The sequence below is a fragment of the Sphingobacterium bambusae genome, from assembly GCF_033955345.1.
GTDB classification, from domain to species: domain Bacteria; phylum Bacteroidota; class Bacteroidia; order Sphingobacteriales; family Sphingobacteriaceae; genus Sphingobacterium; species Sphingobacterium bambusae.
This window is the reverse complement of record NZ_CP138332.1, coordinates 17,482-38,941: the sequence shown is the minus strand read 5'-3', so window position 1 is coordinate 38,941 and position 21,460 is coordinate 17,482. Positions and strand designations below refer to the sequence as shown.

Sequence of the window (21,460 nt, the reverse complement as noted above, 5' to 3'; positions counted from 1 at the left end):
GAGTATTTTTACGTATTGCGTTTTCTGTTTTTTGGGTATTTTCACCCGGTTTATGGGTTTGATTTTTGCAATGAACACACAAAACGCGCATTACGGTTTACAGTTTTAGCGCGACTGCCTAAATGGTGAAGAACAATAATGAGTACAATAAACACGAATACAAGAGATATGTCTTATTCCCCATCGTTTCCTGATGGCCCTACGGGTGAGCAGCATAAAGATTTGCTCATCTTTTTTGATGCATTTCATGATGGTCCGTTCGGGTATTTGTTCGTGGATAAAGATGCAAACGCGGTACATTTTAATCAGCAAGTCTGCGACTTGTTGTGCGTCGACAGCTCGATGTTGGCACACCGATCTATTTTTGATTTTTTACTGGTCGAAGAGCACAATCGTGTCCGTGACCTTTTGATAAACTGCTCGGAAAATTTTGGCGAACCGCTGCGGATGGTAAAGGTGAAATGCGAAAAGAATCGCTTTCGCTTTGTAACCATCTACATCAAGAAAGTTAGTGCTGCGGTAAGTGATCAAGAACTTTATGTGTTGCTGTTCGAAAAGAATGAGTTCAACCCACTCAGCGCATCAAAAGAAGAAAATGAGGTTTTCTATCGCGCGATAATCGAAACGCAGGAGTCAGAGCGCGATTTTATCGGTAAAAATCTGCACGACAGTATTGCGCAGGAGCTTTACGCCATTCGCATCAATTTACAGCGCTACATTATGGAACATGGACACGAGGAATATATTATGCCCATCAAAAAGATGTTGAATGATACCATCTTTAATGTACAGAACATTTCCAACGACCTATTGCCTGCCGTGCTGCGAGATATGGGCTTCCAGAAAGCAATAGACGATATGATCTTCCGGTTGACGCGAGCAGATGTACGTTTTTTTGTCAAAATTGATGAGGCGATCAGTAAAGAAAAGAGGGAGCTTCAGTTTTGCGCCTATCGCGTCATTCAGGAGCTGTTCAACAATTGTCTAAAGCATGCGCAGGCTAAGCGCATCAGCCTGCTGGTCAAGGTCTCCAAAGAGGCGGTGCTCATTACTGTCGAAGACAATGGGCAAGGCTTCAGTCGAGATGTGGAATCTGCGCTTCAGTTTGGCACCGGATTGCGTAACGTTCGGAACCGAATTTCGCTCTACGCTGGAACCATGGATATGCTAAGCTCAAATAAAGGAACGAGGATACAAATAAAACTATACATATAACAATTAAGCGATATACATATATGATAAACATTATTCTTGCGGAAGATCATCTTGTCGTTCGAAACGGAATAAAGCTACTGATAGATTCTCAGGACGACCTGTCCGTCATCGGCGAAGCAAATAATGGAGAAGAGGTGTTGGCTCTGTTGGAGTCGGGGCTGAAGCCCGATGTCGTTTTGTCCGATATTAGCATGAACGGGATGGATGGGCTGCAGTTGGTCGAGCGATTAAAAAGTGATTATCCCGATATTAAGGTCGTTATTCTGTCGATGATGAACAGCAGCCAACATGTATTTCAAGCTTTTGATAAGGGAGCGAAGGGGTACTTGGTGAAAAACGTGGGTTATGACGAACTGCTCTTTGCTATACAGCACATTCATATCGGCGGCCGTTACCTTTGTGAAGAATTGGCCATGATGTTGGTGGACAAGCTAAGTGATGCTCCGTTATCGGCCGTCAATGTAGAGGATTTGATGTCGGAAATGGATATCTCGGAACGGGAGCTAGAGGTGTTGCAGTTGATCAGTGAAGGATATACGAATGTCGAGATTGCGGATCAATTGTTTCTCAGCAAACGCACCGTGGAAGGCCATCGACAGAATTTGATCGATAAAACGGGGGTGAAGAACTCGGCGGCATTGATCAAGTTGGCCGTGAAAAGTGGCTTGATCAAATAGATCATTCCTTGGAAGATATGCAGCGCTCTGTTTTCAGGGCGCTTTTTTTGTGCTTATGGATTATCGCTTTTTGTTCAAGTAGGATAGGGTCGCGTACAGTACGGGCAGCAGAAGTAGCGCGGTCAGTAGAAAGATGGCCTGTTCTTTCACTTCTATGTCGTGGTAACATCCATAGGTGTAGAACCAAGAAAACAAGCCCCATGATTCGAACGTACTTCGCGTGATATCTTCATACAAGACGATGGCCAGCACGATAGCAATAAAATAGGGTAGCAGCACGATCATTGATGCGAGCATGCGCAGTGGCGCTTTAGGCAGCCCCAACTGCCTACGGAGCCAAAACCACCAACCGCCAAATACAAGTGTTAACCCCATTTTTTTCGAAGCCATTTGCGCAGAGGTTCGTCATACCACTTTAAGCTGGCATAGGCTAGCGCGATAGAACCAACCAAAATGCTTAGCGCAAAGGGCAACGCTTGGGTAAGCGTCGTGCCGTCGCGATCACTGATCCACGCGACGTAAAAATAGACGAATGGATAATGCACCAAATAGAGTGGATAGGAGATATCGCCTAGAAATTTACATAGCTTGCGTTCCATGGAGCTATGGATAACGCCACTTGCGCCGATATATACGATAAGTGGAAACAAGACAATGATACATACGGATTCGTATAGGCCATTCATCCAAAGCTGTGTCGCTCCGCCGATACGCGGCATGTATAAGATCGCGAAGATCAGTATGCTACAGTAAAGGAAAGCGTGTTTTATACGTACCGGCTTGCTGATGCGCGAGAGTAAAAGACCTGCAAAGAAGGGATACATGGTACGGGTAAGGCCTACGCGAACTTGTTCGATATTTAAGGTCCAGCCACCACTGACATCGCCATTCGGGCTACTGATCGCCAAATGTGCAAGCGCAATGCCCGCGATAACAACGAATATGGACAATGCTTTTTTGGAAAGTTTATAGAGGCCCACAGCATATAAGATGTTGGCTATGTATTCAAAAAACAGGGACCATCCCACACTGTTCAAGGGGTGCATCTCCTGCCAACCGCGTATATCGAGTGATAATGGGACTGGAAGTGCGGTGTAGCCAATGAGCATCACCAGTAGCATTTTCCAAAAGGGTACGGTATGGATGAGCGGCCAAATAGTGGAATCCGTGAAATAGAAGCCAATGGCGCCTAGTGTCATGCCCAGAACAACCATAGGTTGCAGCCGTTCTATACGTCGCTTCAGGAAGGTGCCTGTACGCATACCTTGCCAACGATCGTCATAGGCATAGCCGATAACAAAGCCGGATAATAAAAAGAAGAAGTCTACCGCCAAGTAACCGTGGTTCACCAAAATATCAAGATGCCCAGTTCCGAGTGGTTCGGCTAGGTGAAAGGTAACGACGATGATTGCGGCGAGGCCTCGTAATCCATCTAAGATCAGGTAATGCGGTTTTGGAGAATCGGTAGTGTTCATGTATAGCTGTAGGGTTTAGCGCCTAAATTATATAAATGCGCGCACTAACGCTCTACATATCGTATCAAAATATAGACAAATCATCTCAACCATGAGCTTCCACAGCGCGGTAAAGCTTATGAGTTAAGTGGATTTGATTTTTTTTTCATAAAAAAGTTTGACCTAAGCTCTTTTGTTTAGCAATTTCATAAGTCTTGTCATAGCGTAGTTTTCCAACATCCTTTCCCTGAAATGCACGGGTGACGTATATACGCTCTATTTCTAGTCCGTCATGGCCTTGCATTTCCGTTTGTGCTTCCCCGACGAAAGGGGATGACTGTCCTGAAAATACCTACAACAATCCTTGATTTGAACACATACAGATACTGGTTCTTTACGAATTTTGGATGATAAAAAAATAGTAAAACTATGAGTAAGAAAAAAGTATGGTTTATAACCGGTGCGTCGAAGGGCATGGGTTTAGAAGTTGCAAAGGCTGTTTTAGCCAATGGTGACATGGTGATCGCAACTTCACGCAGTCTAGACGAACAAATTAAAAGTTTAGGTACAGAGACGGATCAATTGTTGCCTTTGACTGTTGATGTTACCAATGAACAGGAAGTACAAGACGCCGTTGGAAAGGGGATCGAGAAATTTGGACAAATTGATGTTGTTTTGAACAATGCGGGGTATTATTTAGTGGGTAGTTTAGAAGAGATCAGTGATTTGGAATTGCGAAAGACTATGGACGTCAATGTTTTTGGAATGGTAAATGTGATCCGCAATGTGATGCCATATTTACGTCGACAACGATCGGGCCATGTTATCAACATATCTTCCAATATGGGCTATATAGGCTATGCGAATACGGGTAGCTACAACGCCTCAAAATTTGCAGTTATTGGTCTTTCTGAGGCGTTGGCGCAGGAAGTTAAACCTTTTGGGATTCATGTTACAGTGATTGCACCGGGGATGTTTAGAAACAATTTTATGAGCGATAGTACGCTGGCAGTGGCGGCGCGTTTAATTCCCGATTATCATGTTGCCGAGCATATAAACATGCTTAAAAGTTTTGATGGCCATCAACCTGGAGATCCGACAAAATTAGCAAAAGTGCTGATCGATATTACAGAACTGCCGACGCCACCCCTTCATCTGCCGCTGGGCACCGATAGCTATCAATCGATCGTGATGCAACGAGTAAACGAAACGACCGAATTAGAAACTTGGAAGCATTTGTCGTTTTCAACCGATTTTTAGTGTATTGGTTTTAACAAACTATTAAAAGATGACCAACCAAACATTGGATGATGTAAGTAAATTTCCAACGGATTGTTTTGCATATTTTTTTTACATTTGTAACAATCATTACATTTATCGATGAAAGGAAGACCCAACATACATCAGCAGGAAGAGATCATTATTAAAGCGCAAGAGGTTTTTTGGCAGAAAGGTTTTTATGCAACCTCATTATCCGATTTGAGCCATGCAACTGGAGCTGGTGCAGGCAGTCTGTATAACAACTTCAAGGGAGGTAAGAAAGAATTGTTCAAAAAGGCGTTACAGCAAAGAAGAGCTGATTTTAAATCCTTTGAGCAAAAAATACATGATAGTGAGGACCCCATCTCCTTGATTAAAGATTTTTTTCTAAATCTAGCAAATACGGATTCTGTGGCTCATCAGAAGGGCTGTTTGATAGCCAATACAATCGTGGAAATGAGCTTCATGGAAAGCGAATTGCAAGAAGAAGCCATAAAAATTTTACAAGAGACAGAAGCGTTATATAGATCGGTTCTTTCAAAAGCACAACAGAATGGCGAACTGAAAACAACTATTTCAGCTGATGTATTGGCTAAATATCTGATTACATGTTGGTGTGGTATCAATTCACTTAGACGATTGTATCCTGATAAGGGAACGCTTAGGGAACAGATCAATTTACAGCTCAACATATTAATTTAATTTTTTTTGACTATTTATTTAACAATCATTACAAAATAACAATGGATTTACAATTAAAAGGAAAACGTGTATTTATTAGTGGCTCAACGCAAGGTATTGGCTTGGCTATAGCTCAACAATTGTTGTCAGAAGGGGCATCGGTCATCATAAACGGTAGAGATGAAACGAAAACAAAGCAAACATTGGACCGCTTGAAGGAAGAATTTCCTCAAGGTGATATCCACGCTATACAGGCGGATTTCTGTAAAATTGATGAGGTGGAAAAGTTGCTGAATGAACTTGGTGATGTTGATATTCTCGTTAACAATGTCGGTATTTTTGGTATCGATGACTTTTATACCACTGCTGATAAGGACTGGTATACTTACTTCGAAGTAAACGTAATGAGCGGTATGCGGTTATCTAGAAGACTACTGCCTAAAATGATAGCGAACAATTTTGGTAGAATTATTTTCATCAGTAGCGAATCTGGCGTAAATGTTCCAGAAAACATGGTTCACTATGGTGTGACAAAGGCAGCCATGGCCGCATTAAGCAATGGCTTATCTAAACTAACCAAAGGAACACTAGTCACCGTAAACACCATTTTGGGTGGCCCCACGTATTCTAGCGGTGTTGCAAATACCGTAGAACAGATAGCTTCATCGCAAGGATTAGCGGTAGAGACTATGAAGAATGCAATCATACAGCAGTCAAATCCTCATATTTTAGTACAGCGATTTATTCATCCAGATGAAATCGCCCACTTGGCTACTTATCTTTCAAGTCCGCTTTCCATAGCAACAAATGGAGCTAGTTTAAGAGCGGATAGCGGTGTGCTTAAAGTGCTGTAGGTTTGATAAAATTCTACCAGCTAGACTACAAAAAAAGCCCAATCTTTCGATTGAGCTTTTTTTGTGATCCCGCTGGGATTTGTTCAGCCCCACCATCCCCAAGCTTCACCCTGAACGAGCTTCGCTATGTTCGAACCCATCCCAACCCTTCTGTTCGAGCCCCAGCTAGGGCACAAAAAAAGCCCAATCTTTCGATTGAGCTTTTTTTGTGATCCCGCTGGGACTCGAACCCAGGACCCATACATTAAAAGTGTATTGCTCTACCAGCTGAGCTACGGAATCCTTTATGCGCATTATTGGCATCAGCCAATTGCTTAAAGTGATGCAAAAGTAGGTATTTCACGCGTATTTGCAAAGCGTTGCGCTGTTTTTCCTTGGAATATTTTCAAATAGGCTTAACCTCAGTTTTTTATCTTTTTAAAGTAAAGCAGGGGCGCATAACGATATCTTGATAGGATAGAAAAATTTGGCGAATATCAATTTGTTTTAATATATTAGTGATATCAATTTGATATCAATATAAATTTAAATTTGCCAAACATGGAAAAGATTATTAGACCAACATCGGGGTACACTGCGCTAGGGATTGCGCTTTTGTCATTTTTACTTGCTATTTACACTTTTTACGAGGCTGTCACGAGAGAATATGGTGGGCTGGTATTGGTTATTGCCTTACTATTTGCTGTTATCATCATCATTCTTAAAGGTATTATCATCGTCCATCCCAACCACTCGCGTGTGCTAAATTTCTTCGGTAATTATGTAGGCACCATTAAGGAGAACGGCTTGTTTTTTGTCAATCCGCTTTACACGGCCACGAAGATGTCCTTAAGGTCGGAAAACTTGCAGGGGCAAACGCTAAAAGTAAACGATAGGCTAGGAAATCCAATCGAGATAGCAGCCGTTATCGTTTGGAAAATAGGCAATACCTACAAGGCGGCGTATGATGTGGAGCGTGTTTTTGATTATGTACGTGCACAGAGTGAGGCTGCCGTACGGCATTTAGCGGTGAGCTTTGCCTACGATGACTTGGAGGATGATTCTGCAGAGATTACCTTACGCAATGGCGGTGATGAAGTAAACCATATTTTGGAACAGGAGCTTACCGCGCGTTTGGAGCGCGCCGGCATTGTCGTGGAAGAGGCACGTATCAGTCACCTAGCCTATGCCGCGGAGATTGCAGGAGCCATGCTTCAACGGCAGCAGGCCGCAGCCATCGTTGCTGCGCGTGCCAAGATTGTCGATGGTGCCGTGGGTATGGTTGACATGGCCTTGAAGAAATTGTCGGCCGAGAACATTGTAGAATTGGATGACGAGCGCAAAGCGGCCATGGTAAGCAACCTAATGGTAGTTCTCTGTGGCGAAAAAGCAGCTCAACCTATTGTTAATGCAGGGACGCTATACAACTAGTCATGTATTGGAATATAGCCTTCTATGGCTATTAATAGTGAAATAGAAATATAATGAAGAAAAACTTTGTGGTACGGATAGAAGAGGAGATGTATCGGAAACTGGAGAAGTGGGCCCACGATGAATTTCGTAGTGTGAATGGGCAAATCGAATACTTGATCAATCAAGGTTTGATCAAGACAGGACGACAAAAGGGACACGATGTGGAAGGGGAGAAAATCAGTACGGAAAATAACGATAAAACCTAGGGCAACTCGCCCTAGGTTTTTTATTCTTTGCTAATCTTCTTTTCCTAGAAATCGACGATCTTCACGCGACAAATGGCTGTAGGGCTGCTCGTCCTCCATATCGTCAGCATAGTCATCTTCGTTCCTGTCTAGCGGCGCAGCCTGCGGTTGCTTGCGGCGGCGTCTAAACAGCAATCCGCCGGTAACGACGCCTAAAAGAAAAAATATACCTAATATCAACAGCTTGGATGTGCGTATTTCGCCAAATAGCCAAAAACTAGCCTCTTCCTTATTGTTGAATAAGATCAGCGCAACAAAGGCCGTAATGATTCCGAATATGATGCTTCTTGGTTTCATCGTAAAATAATTTCTGCTTACAGATACGCTTAGAAGTTCGGTTTGAGTAGATACTTGTCATAGAAGCGGAAAATGTGCTCTACGGCCTCCTCGGCGGTATCGACCAAACGATATAATTTTAGATCTTCTTCGGAAATATAGGCATTGCCCAGCATGCTGTTTGCTATCCAATCAAAAAGTCCTTTCCAATATTCTATGCCCACGAGCACAATGGGAAAACGTGCAATCTTGCCCGTTTGGATAAGCGTAATCGCTTCGAAAAGTTCGTCCATGGTGCCAAAGCCACCCGGCATCACAATATATCCTTGGGAATATTTCATGAACATCACTTTGCGCACGAAGAAGTAGTTAAATTCTAGCAGCTTATCGCGGTCGATGTATTTATTGTGAAACTGCTCGAAAGGCAACTCAATATTAAGTCCTACGGATTTACCGCCTGCTTCATAAGCACCTTTATTGGCGGCTTCCATAATACCGGGGCCACCACCAGAAATAACCCCATAACCCTTGTCGGCCAGCAGACGGCTTATTTCAACTGTCATTTCGTAATATTTGTGTTCCGATTTGGTACGCGCCGACCCAAATATCGATACACAAGGACCTATTTTGGCCAGTTTCTCGAAGCCATCCACAAACTCCGACATGATCTTGAAGATCTGCCAAGAATCCTTAACCTTTATTTCTTGCCATGTTTTGTTAGCAAATGAACTTCTGATTTTATCCTCTTTCGCCATATATGTTTATCTTGTTAACATTTCCAAGATAGTAAATTTTGGAGAAACCTAACGAGGATTCGTAAAAGTTGGCGCGGGATATTTTAAGTTTTAATCGTTATTTTTTAATTCGATCAGCCAACGTTTCTTTCGTAGGGAACGCGCGTGGCGATAGATCGGCCTAGGGTAAGTTCATCGACATACTCCAATTCGCCGCCAAAGGCGATACCCCGGGCAATGGTGCTGATCTGCACGTCGAAATCCCGAAGTTTTCGGTAGAGGTAGAAAATGGTGGTATCGCCCTCCATCGTGGCGCTCAAAGCTAAGATCACTTCCTTTACCTCGCCAGTGCGCAGTCGATCTACTAAAGCTTCGATTTTGAGATCCGACGGACCTATGCCGTCCATAGGCGATATCAATCCGCCAAGCACGTGGTATACGCCTTGATATTGGTTGGTGTTTTCGATAGCCATCACATCACGCGTGTCTTCCACAACGCAGATGGTCTCTTGATCGCGCTTCGGCGAGCTACAGATCTCACAAACCTCCTGATCCGATATATTGAAGCAGGTCTTGCAATAGCGTATTTGCTCCTTCAGCTGGTTGATGGCCCCCGTAAAACGGGCTACATCGCCATCTGGCTGCTTCAATAGATGCAGCACCAAACGCAAGGCCGTTTTTTTACCCACACCGGGCAAACGCCCAAACTCATCTACCGCCTGTTCCAGTAATCTTGAAGAAAATTGCATAAGACAAAATTATAAAGTAAAATGCGAAAAATGAAATCGCCTTGACCAATAGAGGCTTTAGCATGCAGCGCTACATCTTCTTCAATATCCAGGCAAATCCTATGCTGGTAAAGAGCATCACGGCGGCTGTACCAAACCACAGCATTTGGTAGCCATAGTGCTCGGCCACATAGGTGCCTAGGTAGGGCGAAAAGATGTTGGCAGCCGAAAAGGCCAAGGCATTGAAGCCCATGTAAGCCCCTTGGGTATTGGTTGTCGCGCGGGAGGCGCTGATCGTTGCCGTAAAGGGAAGAGTCAGCATTTCTCCAATAGAGAGAATAAACATCGATACATACAGCCAAGGGATGCCATAGGGCGCGTTGAGCATCAGGTAGGCAATACCGGCAATTCCCGTTCCGTATATCATCACCTGCCTTGCGGTAAAGCGATGCTCCACGGCATGCACCAACAACATCTCGAACACCACAATGCAAAAGCCACTAAACCCAAGTAAAATGCCAATCTGTCCTTCACTCATCATCTTAGCCTCTTTGTAAAACAGCGGGAGCGTGCTTAAGAGTTGAAAAAAGGCCATGGAGAAAAGGCAGCAAAAGATGTTGAAAATAATGAATGGCGTGTCCGTATAGGCATTTCGATCGCCTTCCGCTCGCTGTCTATCAGCCTTCAGTAGCGGTTCGGTATGGTTACGCGGCTTGCGTCCTTTGAAGACGATGATGAAAACGACAGCTGCGCATAATGCTGCTATGGCGTTTCCGTAGAAAATCCAGTCGTAGGAGAATGTCGCGAGAAAGCCCGCCAATGCGGGGCCGATGGAGAAACCAAGGTTTACGGCCATGCGGTTTAGGGAATACGCTTTGGTGAGGTTTTCCGGTTTGGCATAACGCGCTACGGACACGGAGTTTGCAGGGCGAAAGGTATCGGCAATAAGTGTCAGCACGAATACCATGGCCGCCAAGCTCTCGAAGGTCTTGAAGTAGGGCAGAACAAGGAAGATGGGGACGGTGAATAGCAAGCTAGAGGCCTGCACGCGGTAATTGCCGAAGCGGTCGGTGAGCCATCCACCCAACCATGATCCGCATACAGAACCCAAACCGAAACAGCCCAAAACCATACCTACCTGCGGCTTGGTGAAGTCCAAGGCAGATGACATGTACATGCTCAGGAATGGGATTACCATTGATCCTGTGCGGTTGATAAGCATCACCACCGCCAATAGCCAAGCCTCTGTCGATAGACCCCGGTAGGAATCTATGTACAGCCGAATAAGTTTTTTCACCTGTTGATCCCTATACGTTTACGCCTTTGTCGAGTTGATCGTCGATTTTATAATGTTGCGCGATCACGCGTTTCTTTCCAGTGCTTTTATTGAAGATCACATCGAGACGTCCTAAGCGGATGCCGGCAAATCCCATTTGATTGATCAACACCTCTTCATTGCGCAAGTTTTTGACGCGTGTAGGCTCATCGAGGAAGGTATGGGTATGCCCGCCGAGGATGATATCGACATTTTCCGTGCCGGCGGCCAAGCGTAGATCCGAAACTTGATCATCGTCGTATTTGTATCCCAAATGGGAAAGCACAATCACCAAATCGCATTTCTTTTCCTCTTTCAACATTTTCGCTACTCGGTTCACCACCGGAATGGGGTCGAGGTAACGCATGCCTTTATAATTGTTGGGGTCTACCAAGCCTTCGATGTTGATACCCACGCCTGTTAAACCTATACGTAAGCTTCCTTTTTGTATAATGGTATATTCCTGTGTTTTACCTTCCAAGGCTGTGCCTTTAAAATCATAGTTGGCGGTAAGGAATGGAAATTTGGCTTTATCCAAATGTTTAACAAGACCGCTGATGCCGTTATCAAACTCGTGGTTTCCAAAAGTGCCTGCTTCATAGCCCAACTTCGACATCAGTTCCAGCTCCAGCTTACCCTCAAACATATTGAAATAGGGTGTTCCTTGAAACATATCGCCTGAATCGACTAACAATACCTGCGACTCCTCCTGTCTGATCTTCCTAATCAACGAGCTGCGGCGTGCAACACCTGCTAAACCTTGGTAGCGTGATCCATCCATCGGAAAGGGCTCAATGCGGCTATGTACGTCATTCGTGTGCAATATGGTCAGCCGTATTTCTTTTGAAGCAGCTTCAGACCAAGTTGGCAATGCAGTCAAGGAAGCCAAGGCTCCCAATGCCAATGACTGTTTTAAAAAACCTCTTCTATTTAATAATGCGAACTCTTCCATCGATCTTTGCTTGAATATGTTTTCCTTGTTTTGTTTGTGCGGAGATGTACTCCATCAATGTCTCGCGTACACGTTGTGTATAGTCTTTGCGGTCAATCACCTGATCCAGAAAGGTCACATAATCACCACCATTGGCGAGGTAGTCATAGGTCACGAGTTTGTAGGTGGCCTGCGGATCTACGGGCTTGCCTTGCACGAGAAATTCCTTCACTTTTCCGTCCTCGATAAGGAGCTGTATGCCAGCGGCTGGCTGGCCGGAAGTTTTTGCCATAAAATCTGCCATACGCAGCATGTCTGCACCGCTTAGGGTCACAATAGTCACTGCATTTTCGAAAGGCATCAACTCAAAAATATTGCCTACGCTGATGTCGCCTGCTTTCAGCCCAGAGCGAATACCGCCCTTTGTCGCGAAGCTCACCTGCACGGCTGGATCCAGCTGCTGTCCCTTCCACAGTAGCGCATCGGTGAAGAAATTACCCACCAAACTCTCTGCATCGCTGCTTTTGGCGAGCGCAACATCGGCATAGCCAATGACACGGTTCATCTCTGCCTCCAGCTTTCCTTTATACGGAAGGTAGTAATTGACAATGGTGCTGTCGGCCAGCAATGTGCTATCGATGGAATAATATTGCTCCTTACTGATGGTAGGCTGCAGTTGTGTCTTGCAGGATGCAAGCAAGGCGGTAAGCGCCAGCAACGTCATGCCACGCATAAAACGTTTCATAGTTTATGAATTTTGGGTCAAAGGTAAGGACTATAATCAAATATTATTTGTCGAAGCAACAATATTATTGATAAAATAACCTTGCGCTTACTGATATGTTGGGCATCAATCTCTTGCTCGGCGACGTTCGGTAAGGATAGCATCCTGCACCTGTATCTATTTTGGCGTCCAACGTTTTTGATGTTTTGAGGATAGTCAAGATCGTATTGATGGTCGTCAAAGCCACGTTGATGGTCGTCAAAGCCACGTTGATGGTCGTCAAAGCCACGTTGATGGTCGTCAAAGCCACGTTGATGGTCGTCAAAGCCATGTTGATGGTCATCAAAGTCACGTTGATGGTAGTCAAAGTCACGTTGATGCTCGTCAAAGCCATGTTGATGGTCATCAAAGCCATGTTGATGGTCATCAAAGCCACGTTAATGGTCGTCAAAGCCACGTTGATGGTCGTCAAAGCCATGTTGATGGTCGTCAACGTCACGTTGATGGATGAAGATGTTAAGCTTTTCATTGTCGATCTGAACTTGATGTGTGTAGATGACACAGATTCATAGTTCAAAAAGGGGGAGGAGCCTAGAGGAAGATTAGGGTAAACAAAGAGGGCGTCTTTTTGGACGCCCTCTTACTATTTAAACCGTATCAGTTACTTCTTGTGTATGCTGTATAAACGTCCAGCATCGGTAATAGCGAATATTTCACCGTCCTTACCTTGCGCAACATCGCGGAAGCGTTGGCCTTCACGATCTAAAAGACGTTCTTCGCCTACTACTTTATTGTCTTTGATTACGATACGCGCGATATGCGTGCTGCTTAGACCTCCGATGAACAAGCTGTTTTTCCACTCGGGAATAGCATCGGCTGTGTAGAACATTAAACCACTTGGAGATAATACCGGATCCCAATAGTAGACAGGCTGCTCTAAGCCTTCCTGCTGTTGGATTGGTGGATTGCCAATCTCTTTTCCGCTGTACTCTAATCCGTAGGTGATAATGGGCCAACCATAGTTCTTGCCCGCTTCCACACGGTTTAGCTCGTCGCCGCCACGTGGGCCAAACTCGGTTTCCCATAGGTCGCCGGTTTCTGGATGTAGAGCCAAGCCCTGCACGTTACGATGTCCGTAGCTATATACTTCGGGGCGCGCATTGGCATCGCTCGCAAATGGATTGCCCTCTGCAGGTTTTCCATCTTTGGTTATGCGTACAATCTTGCCTAGTGCAGATTTTAGATCTTGAGATTGTGGGCGTGTCTCCAAGTCGGAACGCTCGCCCGTGCTCACCAATAGATTGCCTGCTTTATCAAAGATAATGCGTCCACCGTAGTGCAGCTTGCCATCATAGGTAGGAAGCGCTTGGTATATCACTTTAGCGGCTTCAATGCTCTTTTCGTCATCAGCTAAGCGTCCTTTGCCAACGGCCGTGTGGTTTCCTCCTGCAGCGGGCTCAGAAAACACAAAATAGACCATGCGATTTGTGGCAAAGTCCGGATCCAACGTGATGCCCAGCAATCCGCCTTGACCTTGTGCATCTACCTTTGGAAGTCCGCCGATAGCTTCACTTAACGTGCCGTCCGCCGATACGATACGAAGGTCGCCTTCTTTCTCGGTAATCAGCAAGCGGTTATCCGGCAGCACAGCAATGCCCCACGGCGATTTCAACTTGTCGGTCACCACCTTGCTTTCGTATGGCGTCGTAGTTTTCACACCAGCTATACGCGTTTGTCCTTCAAAGGCTGGTTTGTATTCGGTATTCGCCTTGTTTTTCTCTACGGCAGGATAGATGCTATCCGCAGAGGCGCCGTCCGCTGCATTTTTTGTTGCTGCGCTGTTGTTACAAGCAGCGACAAGCAAGGTGGCAGATGATAACAGTAAGGCGGGAAATGTTTTTTTCATAGATCTCTTCTTAAGTTTGCTTTCGTTTAGGATATGTAATACAAATTACGATATTTTGTTTGGAATTTAGTGAAAAAAGCGGCTAAGTAGCCGATTTGTTGCTCAAAACCTGCGTTCATCTTGTTTTTTAGCTCCTGAATAGGCTTTCTTTAAAGGCCATGCTGCTCCACCCAATAATCTAGTGGCTGCTCGCTGCTGCACAAAGCGGTGTGGAAGCCCAGTGTTTCGGCCGCTTGAAGATGCTGCGGGCTGTCGTCAATAAACAATGTTTCTTCGGGTGCAATGCCTGTTTGGCGTATAACTTCTTGGAAGATGCCTACATCGGGTTTGCGCAGCCCCATTTCATGGGAATAGAAGGTCTTCTCGAAAAATAAACTGTTATCGGGAACACCATATACGTCTTGGATATGCTGCATACAATACCGATAGTGAATCTCGTTATTGTTGCTCAACAGAAAGGTTCGGTATTTATCGTGCAGGTAGGAGAGCGTTTCGTGTTTGCCGGGCGGTACCCCAATCAGTAGGGCGTTCCAAGCGGCGTCGATTTCGGCATCGCTAAGCTCGGGTTTGCCCGAGCGTTCCCGGATACCATCGCGGAAGGCCGATGCCGTGATCTCACCCTTGTCAAAATCGTCAAAAAGGGAGTCCTGCGCCCTGTGACCGAAGAATTCGTCTACGTTTTTGATACCCAGCGATATAAAACCCGCCTTCACCCGAGCAAAGTCGATCATAAAGATCACATTGCCATAATCGAGAATAATATTTTTAATTTTTTGCATCTAAAATTTTGTTTTCTCCCCACAAATATCGATAATTGCATCGTCAAAACGGCGTAATAACGAATTTTTGATCACATAAAAATAACCGCGCCTATAGCTCAGTCGGTTAGAGTAGAAGACTCATAATCTTTTGGTCCCTGGTTCGAGCCCAGGTGGGCGCACAAAACAAAAAGCCGCTTTTCTGCAAGGAAAAGCGGCTTTTTTCGCTTCTTAGGGCACTTTAGATACCGCCTACAGCTCCACGATTTTTGAACATGATCCAGAATTTACAAAGTAACTTTTAATGCTTCCTATAATTCATCCACTTTTTTTTCAAAGCTCGATATTCAAGTAGCTTAATCAAGATGATCAATACGGCGCTAAAACAAACTGACCAAAAGTAGTCCGTTGGTAGACGCTGTTCCAAACCAAACAAAGGGAAATATTTGAGCATCACTACAGCTGCGGCTATGAGCAGCATGCCTACCAGAGCAAGCAGTGTATAAAGAAGGGATCGCCTAGCTTTTTGTTTCTTTTGGTAAAGTACACGTTGGATATGGTAGGATAGCGCGTAGGATGGACCTGTTTCTAGCTCTTGCTTGAGCGCACTAAAAACAAGTTTATAAGCCTTAACGTCGCGATCCGTAAAATCATCCGCCGTTTGTTGCTCCTCAGGAAGTTGATTATCCAGAATCTTCTGGATGTGTTCGTCTTTTTTATTTATTTCCATCATATTTCAAATAACGTTCTACACTTTCTTTTAACAACTTACGTGCTCGGAAGAGGTAACTCTTAATCGTCCCCTGAGGCATTCCGGTGATCTGTTCTATTTCCGGATAGGTAAATTCATCCAAGTGGTAAAGTGTCAAAACAGTACGGTAATGCAGGGGGAGCTGATCAATCAATTTATGGACATAATGTGCCACATCTTTTTCGTCAAGCAGTTTTTCGGGCGTTACGTTGGTGAAGTAAAAATCCCCCAGATCGTCGGTAAGTTCCGAGATTTTCATTTTTTGGTATTTTCGCAGATAGTCGATTGTAGTCAGGTAGGCGATTCGCGCAATCCAAGTCGACAACTTAGATTGGAAGGCGAACGTATGCAGACTACTGTGGACCTTTAAAAATACGTCCTGACAGATGTCTTCCGCATCCGCCTGGTTCAGGGTTAGTCGCTGAACAACATGGAAGACCAACCTTTCGTACTGCTTTACCAGTAACGTAAAGGCCCTCAGCTCTCCCCGTTGGATCTTTAGAACTACCTCCTTTTCATTGAACATAAACAGTAGACGGTGCCGTGCATCTAATAGTTGCAACAATAATAATAAAAAAAGCTGCAACCTCTGCGGGCTGCATGCCGTCTAATGGTCATGAAAACAACTAAAAAGAAATAACATGGGAGGTATTGTCTTATTCATAGCGATCGCATTTATCATCTCGGTGATATTCAATTTTTTTACCAGGAAACAGGTACTTGATTCCGGACCGATCGACGAGCACGCATTGGAATTTTTAAAAACGCTTTCGCCATTTGGGTATTCGAATGCTTTAAAATGGGGAATATTGGCGCTATTTGGCGGCGCTGGACTAGTATTGATCGAGTTCTTGCCGTACAAACTGAGTGATTCACCATTGCCCTACGGTGTAGAAGCCATCTTTCTTGGTATTGGCTTCCTTGTTTATCACCTGGTTTCGCGAACTGGAAATCGCTAAGTGTTCGCCTAAAGTCCAATAATTTCTGAAGTCTTTTATAGACCGCCATTCAAGGTGGTTAGGCAGGCCTATGCCCATTTGAGATCATCTAACACCGCCTTTATCTATACCTATCATGATGAAAGGAAAATTCTATCTACGCTTTCTTATTACGGCAGCCATCTTGATCATCTTTACAATATCTGCACAAGGACAGTACAACGAAGTGCGACATAAAATTCGGGGAACGGTCATCGACTCGATCTTTGGACTACCAGTGGAATTTGTTACCATTACCCTCATGGGTAGCGACAATACAACGGTCAGGGTAGCGCAGTCAAAAATAGATGGAACATTTTTGTTCGAAGAGATTAATCCTGATGATTATTCCCTGCTGCTGACCATAGTCGGCTACCGCACACGTTCTCTTCCTGTAAGTCTTCGAGACAGCACAGGTGCTGCTGTAATGATGGACTTGGGTGCACTTCAAATGACTCCGGAGCAGTTTGCGACTTCAGAGGTCGTGGTGAGCGCCGCGAAGCCCGCTGTGCGCCAGTCGATCGACCGGCTTTCGTATGACTTACAGGCCGATGCCGACAGCAAGATACTTACCGCATTGGAAATGATGCGTAAAGTGCCCTTTTTATCGCTTGACGGCGAGGAGAATATCCTACTGAAGGGCAGTCGCAATTACCGAATTTTCATCAATGGTAAACCATCCGGTTTGGTCGAACGCAATCCCAACGATGTGCTGCGCAGCATGCCAGCATCCAGTATCGCCCGTATCGAGGTAATCACCAATCCGCCTGCACGCTATGATGCAGAGGGCATGGCCGGGATTATCAACATCGTTATGCTTAAAAGCCCTGATGAAGGCTACAAGGGCTCTCTTACCCTCCATGAAAAGTTTCCTGTAGGTGGACCGGGCCTTGGCGGCTCCATGTCAGCGCAGATAGGAAAACTGCAACTTTCCCTTCTCGCGGGCGTCGCTTTGCATCATATACCGAAAGTTAGTAATACGCTGCACCGAAACAGTTTGTTGGAAGCGGGGAACAGCTTAGAACAGTTCGGCACGAGACAATCCAAACAGACCAGCGGCTATCTCGGTTACGAATGGAGTTACCAGATCGACGAAAGGCAGTTAATCGCTAGCCAGCTGAGCGTTAACAAAGCGCGTACCGGTACCACAATCGCGCAGCAATCATTGTTTCAGACGGTAAGGGAGGATTTTAAAGGCTATAAGCTAGATGCGGCCAAGTCGCTATGGGGTAGCTCTTTTGATGCTTCCTTTAATTACCAGCTTGGTTTCAAGGGAAACAAGGACAAGTTCTTAACGCTTTCTTACCGCTACTATGGATACGATGACCTTCAGCGTGACGAAGTTTTTTTTTCGAATCGGATAAACGTTGAAGACTCCAATTACCTGCAGTCGAATGACCAGCGTTTTGCTGAACAATCCTTTCAACTCGATTTTGTATCACCAATAGGGAGCGTGAAGAGTGAAGCGGGCGTAAAGGTCATATTAAGAAACAACGCTAGTAATTTTGCGCATCTTTTTCCGCACGATGCTACTCCCCCAAGTAATGTCGCGGAAAGTATTCCTTTTCGTTATCAACAGGACGTCCTCAGTGCATACAATTCTTATGAGTATGCTTGGGGCCGTTGGGGCGTGCGCGCCGGTGCAAGGCTGGAACAGACGCTGATCAAGGCTAATTTTTCCTCCAATGAACCGATGGTGAACCAGCGGTACACGAATATAATACCTTCATTTGCACTGAGTCGCCAGCTGGGCAGTAACGAGACCGTCAAAGTTGCTTATGTTCAACAGATTTCCAGACCGAGTATTCAGCGGCTGAACCCCTTTGTGGATCGATCGAATCCTAATATGGAATCCAGTGGAAACCCCAGCTTACAACCGTATACATTCAATCGCGTTCAGCTGAGCTATGCTACTTCCAAGAGAGTATCGGTCAATTTCGGACTTGACTATACGTTTGTTCGCAATATGGATTTTCGTATTACCACATTCGATTCCCTGAGGAATATTACACGCAGCACATACGACAATATAGGCTCGGGCGATGCCCTCGACCTATCATTCGCCGTACGGTTACCTATTTCCAAGAATTGGGATCTTCAGGTAAATGGCATGCTTTCTTCCATCTGGGCCGCCTTGGATAATCCGTCTTCTGCGTTCAGCAGCAGGATAATACAAATCAATTTTACGATTTCGAGCGCATATCGATTCCCTAAGGGATGGCGGGCAAGTGGAAGTATCAATCCGGTAACGCGCAGCTTCAGGTCGCCCCAAGAACAGGCCAATGGATTTGTCGGGTCGACATTGGGCTTAACAAAAGAGCTCCTTGACGGAAAACTATCGGCATCGATGATGATTTCTAACCCTTTTACTAAATATCGTACAAACAACATATACACGCTGGGAGAGTCGTTTACACAACAGGCTAGTAGCAATGACTATTTTCGCTCTTTTGGTGTAAACCTAACCTACAATTTCGGGCGATTGAAAGAGCAGGTAAAAAATAGCAGCAGAGGTATCGTGAACGATGATGTGCTACGTAAATAGGAGAGGAGGAATGTCTTGGGATTTACTTTTAAAACCTGCTTTTCACGGAGAAAAGGGTTAAGTTCTGAATATGGATGCGTAGGAGCTTTCAAACTCCTCATAACGCAGAACATTGATCTGCGGGAAAATATTGTCTTTTATCTGATGAATATGCCGGTCATTGCTGACTATAAAATCGGATTGGCTAGCGATATAGGTGTCCACGAATTTATTGTCGTCCTTATCATTTTCTACCAACTGCCATAAAAAAGATGGATTGGTAAGTATTACGTTTGGTAACAGTAGAAGGTATTCAAGGGAAGCATCTGTATAATCAAGACCATATCGAATAGAGACTTGTTCTTGATATTCGGTCAAAATTTCATTGGAAACAACTAAATCAAATTTCTTGCCTATCAATGCTTTGTATATCCAATGGTACTTGGAGTGTGCAGCCAATGATACAAGGAAAATAGTGCTGTCGAGCACAAGCCGCAGGTTATTCATTTACCCAGCTGTCAAGATCATCGTCGCTAATGTTTTTTTCCTTAATCGCTTGCTGTACGTTTTTCAATAGCTTATCCGAAAAATGCTTGGCAAGAAAATCCTTTATCACAAGCAAATCTTCCTTGCTCGGTTCAAACGAGTAGACTTTAAGCAACTCTAATTGCAAACTGTTTAATTTTTGGCGCTCCATAACAATAACCCCTTTTCACAAAAATACAAAATTTAAATGTTATCTTGTATGAGAAGGATTCTGATAATTCTGAACTGTTCAGGATAGTTTTTGAGTTGATTTACATATATTTATTCGCCTAAAAAATCTATTCCGTTCACGTAAGGATGAATCTTTTTGGGTACTCTGGAATTTTCTCAACAGTGAAAAACTCATCGAATTCTTCCTTTTGTTTGGTCGCATAGTATTTAACTATCTTGTTAAAAAATGCTTCCAACGAGGGAGCGATCACATTTCTGTCGTTATCGGCATGCCAGAATTCTAAAATCTGCCCCTTTTGTCCGGTAAAAATACCCTTTAAATCATAGCAGATACTGTCGCCACCACCATTTTGAAAGATAGGGAGCCAATGCGCATTCCACCAGTTGTCAATTTCAAAGTCATAACCTATCATGGATGTTAGTTCAGCAGCCGTGTCCAGTACCTGGTCTAGCGGCAGAAAAACCGAATTGTTTACGAAGGATGCATAGCAACTTTCTTTTTGTCCGTTTTTCCACTTGTACAACGCACGTAGATCATTGGGAAGTTTGATCGCGTAATCCGCTTCCAATTTGTCCAACTCGGCGTCGTCCAAGGGGCTGTTAAGATCGGAATAGAATGTTGGTCTTAACGATGATAGAAAGCTGTCTAATTCTCGAAGGATATGGTTCATTTTATTGTTCTTTGTGTATTTTGCTAGTGTATGCCTATTTGCCGGTAAATAGATACGCCATTTAAATATAGGCGATCCTGAGCGTTAAGATCGGTAGACGTGTTGTGGAGCGCTACCTGCTGCGCATCTTATGCATCATTTCCTTGGCAAAAAGCATAGCTGTTGGGCAGATCTCCGTTTCCTCTTCGGAAGAGGAACCTTGCAAGGCATGTTCACGAATTACATGGGAAATTATGCTGACTATCCAGTGAAAGAAAGGTTGTTTACTGCTGGAATAATGGTCTATGTTTTTCCATATTGCACACATGGACAGTTCAAATAGAGCTGCGCGCTGCTTTTCGCATGCTACGCACCGTTGAATCAGGCTGTAAATGGATGATCCGTATGTTTCATAAAGAAGATCAAAGCTTGCTCGGTCTTTGCGCCTTAGCAAACCTAAAAAATCATTACCCTCATACACTAATGCACTTCCCATAACTAGACGCTATTTTTTTGATTCCGTAACTTCATATATCTACATAGTTATCATATAACCTGTATTGAGCAAATTAGTTTTTTTTACGGAGGTATCTTGCATGAGAACAGCATTTTCAGTATAAAGTGGTACAGT

General features: G+C 44.5%; 25 protein-coding genes and 2 tRNA genes. 10 read left to right on the top strand and 17 right to left on the bottom strand.

Annotated elements, in window-relative coordinates:
- The first annotated feature begins 138 nt into the window (after positions 1-138).
- Both SCB77_RS00215 and SCB77_RS00210 read left to right on the top strand, forming a co-directional pair.
- Positions 139-1,215: a sensor histidine kinase gene (locus tag SCB77_RS00215; RefSeq protein ID WP_320184418.1), complete on the top strand. Its 1,077-nt coding sequence runs from the start codon at positions 139-141 to the stop codon at positions 1,213-1,215.
- Between the two features lie 20 nt (positions 1,216-1,235).
- The gene (locus SCB77_RS00210; RefSeq protein WP_320184417.1) at positions 1,236-1,892 is read left to right on the top strand and encodes a response regulator transcription factor; all 657 of its coding nucleotides are present in this window, start codon (positions 1,236-1,238) and stop codon (positions 1,890-1,892) included.
- Between the two features lie 60 nt (positions 1,893-1,952).
- Here SCB77_RS00210 and SCB77_RS00205 read toward each other — a convergent pair whose 3' ends face one another.
- Positions 1,953-2,267, bottom strand: a complete 315-nt coding sequence (locus SCB77_RS00205) for a hypothetical protein (RefSeq protein ID WP_320184416.1) — start codon at positions 2,265-2,267, stop codon at positions 1,953-1,955.
- On the bottom strand, positions 2,258-3,367 hold the full coding sequence (locus tag SCB77_RS00200) for an acyltransferase family protein (RefSeq protein WP_320184415.1): 1,110 nt from the start codon (positions 3,365-3,367) through the stop codon (positions 2,258-2,260). The genes SCB77_RS00205 and SCB77_RS00200 overlap by 10 nt, the downstream gene beginning before the upstream one ends.
- Positions 3,368-3,775: 408 nt before the next feature.
- Here SCB77_RS00200 and SCB77_RS00195 point away from each other — a divergent pair, with 408 nt between their 5' ends.
- The 3 genes from SCB77_RS00195 to SCB77_RS00185 all read left to right on the top strand — a co-directional run bounded on the left by SCB77_RS00195 (position 3,776) and on the right by SCB77_RS00185 (position 6,141).
- Positions 3,776-4,606, top strand: a complete 831-nt coding sequence (locus tag SCB77_RS00195) for an SDR family NAD(P)-dependent oxidoreductase (protein WP_320184414.1) — start codon at positions 3,776-3,778, stop codon at positions 4,604-4,606.
- Between the two features lie 120 nt (positions 4,607-4,726).
- Entirely contained in the window at positions 4,727-5,308 is a 582-nt protein-coding gene (locus SCB77_RS00190; RefSeq protein WP_320184413.1) for a TetR/AcrR family transcriptional regulator, read from the top strand.
- A 41-nt stretch (positions 5,309-5,349) separates the two neighbouring features.
- Entirely contained in the window at positions 5,350-6,141 is a 792-nt protein-coding gene (locus SCB77_RS00185; protein ID WP_320184412.1) for an SDR family NAD(P)-dependent oxidoreductase, read from the top strand.
- A 209-nt stretch (positions 6,142-6,350) separates the two neighbouring features.
- Here SCB77_RS00185 and SCB77_RS00180 read toward each other — a convergent pair.
- Positions 6,351-6,423 (bottom strand) — tRNA-Lys (locus SCB77_RS00180).
- Positions 6,424-6,681: 258 nt separating this feature from the next.
- Between SCB77_RS00180 and SCB77_RS00175 the strand changes: the two genes are divergently transcribed.
- Both SCB77_RS00175 and SCB77_RS00170 read left to right on the top strand, forming a co-directional pair.
- Positions 6,682-7,551 carry an SPFH domain-containing protein gene (locus SCB77_RS00175; protein WP_320184411.1) on the top strand — a complete coding sequence of 290 codons (870 nt, stop codon included), beginning with the start codon at positions 6,682-6,684 and terminating at the stop codon, positions 7,549-7,551.
- A gap of 53 nt (positions 7,552-7,604) precedes the next feature.
- Complete coding sequence (locus SCB77_RS00170; protein WP_320184410.1) at positions 7,605-7,799, top strand: Arc family DNA-binding protein; 195 nt, start codon at positions 7,605-7,607, stop codon at positions 7,797-7,799.
- A 30-nt stretch (positions 7,800-7,829) separates the two neighbouring features.
- On the opposite strand, the gene SCB77_RS00165 is transcribed toward SCB77_RS00170, so the two are convergent.
- From SCB77_RS00165 to SCB77_RS00125, 9 genes are all read right to left on the bottom strand, one after another.
- A complete protein-coding gene (locus SCB77_RS00165) occupies positions 7,830-8,135 on the bottom strand; it encodes an LPXTG cell wall anchor domain-containing protein (protein WP_320184409.1) in 306 nt (101 codons plus the stop codon).
- 29 nt (positions 8,136-8,164) lie between these two features.
- Positions 8,165-8,869, bottom strand: a complete 705-nt coding sequence (locus tag SCB77_RS00160) for an LOG family protein (RefSeq protein WP_320184408.1) — start codon at positions 8,867-8,869, stop codon at positions 8,165-8,167.
- Between the two features lie 113 nt (positions 8,870-8,982).
- The gene (gene recR, locus SCB77_RS00155) at positions 8,983-9,597 is read right to left on the bottom strand and encodes a recombination mediator RecR (protein WP_320184407.1); all 615 of its coding nucleotides are present in this window, start codon (positions 9,595-9,597) and stop codon (positions 8,983-8,985) included.
- Between the two features lie 70 nt (positions 9,598-9,667).
- Positions 9,668-10,873: an MDR family MFS transporter gene (locus tag SCB77_RS00150; protein ID WP_320184406.1), complete on the bottom strand. Its 1,206-nt coding sequence runs from the start codon at positions 10,871-10,873 to the stop codon at positions 9,668-9,670.
- Positions 10,874-10,883: 10 nt separating this feature from the next.
- On the bottom strand, positions 10,884-11,843 hold the full coding sequence (locus tag SCB77_RS00145) for a bifunctional metallophosphatase/5'-nucleotidase (RefSeq protein WP_320184405.1): 960 nt from the start codon (positions 11,841-11,843) through the stop codon (positions 10,884-10,886).
- On the bottom strand, positions 11,818-12,567 hold the full coding sequence (locus SCB77_RS00140; RefSeq protein WP_320184404.1) for a 5'-nucleotidase C-terminal domain-containing protein: 750 nt from the start codon (positions 12,565-12,567) through the stop codon (positions 11,818-11,820). Before SCB77_RS00140 ends, SCB77_RS00145 begins: the two co-directional genes overlap by 26 nt.
- A 64-nt stretch (positions 12,568-12,631) precedes the next feature.
- Positions 12,632-13,075, bottom strand: coding sequence for a hypothetical protein (locus tag SCB77_RS00135; RefSeq protein WP_320184403.1), 444 nt, complete (start codon positions 13,073-13,075; stop codon positions 12,632-12,634).
- Between the two features lie 132 nt (positions 13,076-13,207).
- Positions 13,208-14,452, bottom strand: coding sequence for a PQQ-dependent sugar dehydrogenase (locus SCB77_RS00130; protein WP_320184402.1), 1,245 nt, complete (start codon positions 14,450-14,452; stop codon positions 13,208-13,210).
- A 149-nt stretch (positions 14,453-14,601) separates the two neighbouring features.
- Complete coding sequence (locus SCB77_RS00125) at positions 14,602-15,231, bottom strand: HAD family hydrolase (protein ID WP_320184401.1); 630 nt, start codon at positions 15,229-15,231, stop codon at positions 14,602-14,604.
- 87 nt (positions 15,232-15,318) lie between these two features.
- Between SCB77_RS00125 and SCB77_RS00120 the strand changes: the two genes are divergently transcribed.
- Positions 15,319-15,392: transfer RNA gene (locus SCB77_RS00120), tRNA-Ile, on the top strand.
- Between the two features lie 119 nt (positions 15,393-15,511).
- On the opposite strand, the gene SCB77_RS00115 is transcribed toward SCB77_RS00120, so the two are convergent.
- Together SCB77_RS00115 and SCB77_RS00110 are read right to left on the bottom strand one after the other, a co-directional pair.
- Positions 15,512-15,943 carry a hypothetical protein gene (locus tag SCB77_RS00115; RefSeq protein ID WP_320184400.1) on the bottom strand — a complete coding sequence of 144 codons (432 nt, stop codon included), beginning with the start codon at positions 15,941-15,943 and terminating at the stop codon, positions 15,512-15,514.
- Entirely contained in the window at positions 15,927-16,526 is a 600-nt protein-coding gene (locus SCB77_RS00110; protein WP_320184399.1) for an RNA polymerase sigma factor, read from the bottom strand. The genes SCB77_RS00115 and SCB77_RS00110 overlap by 17 nt, the downstream gene beginning before the upstream one ends.
- A 76-nt stretch (positions 16,527-16,602) precedes the next feature.
- On the opposite strand from SCB77_RS00110, the gene SCB77_RS00105 reads away from it, so the two are divergent.
- Together SCB77_RS00105 and SCB77_RS00100 are read left to right on the top strand one after the other, a co-directional pair.
- Positions 16,603-16,920 carry a hypothetical protein gene (locus SCB77_RS00105; protein WP_320184398.1) on the top strand — a complete coding sequence of 106 codons (318 nt, stop codon included), beginning with the start codon at positions 16,603-16,605 and terminating at the stop codon, positions 16,918-16,920.
- Positions 16,921-17,035: 115 nt separating this feature from the next.
- Complete coding sequence (locus tag SCB77_RS00100) at positions 17,036-19,483, top strand: outer membrane beta-barrel family protein (RefSeq protein ID WP_320184397.1); 2,448 nt, start codon at positions 17,036-17,038, stop codon at positions 19,481-19,483.
- Between the two features lie 57 nt (positions 19,484-19,540).
- Here SCB77_RS00100 and SCB77_RS00095 read toward each other — a convergent pair whose 3' ends face one another.
- The 3 genes from SCB77_RS00095 to SCB77_RS00085 form a co-directional block, all read right to left on the bottom strand.
- Positions 19,541-19,969, bottom strand: coding sequence for a putative toxin-antitoxin system toxin component, PIN family (locus tag SCB77_RS00095; protein ID WP_320184396.1), 429 nt, complete (start codon positions 19,967-19,969; stop codon positions 19,541-19,543).
- Between the two features lie 326 nt (positions 19,970-20,295).
- The gene (locus tag SCB77_RS00090; RefSeq protein WP_320184395.1) at positions 20,296-20,850 is read right to left on the bottom strand and encodes an SMI1/KNR4 family protein; all 555 of its coding nucleotides are present in this window, start codon (positions 20,848-20,850) and stop codon (positions 20,296-20,298) included.
- Between the two features lie 112 nt (positions 20,851-20,962).
- A complete protein-coding gene (locus SCB77_RS00085) occupies positions 20,963-21,325 on the bottom strand; it encodes a hypothetical protein (protein ID WP_320184394.1) in 363 nt (120 codons plus the stop codon).
- Positions 21,326-21,460: the final 135 nt, after the last annotated feature.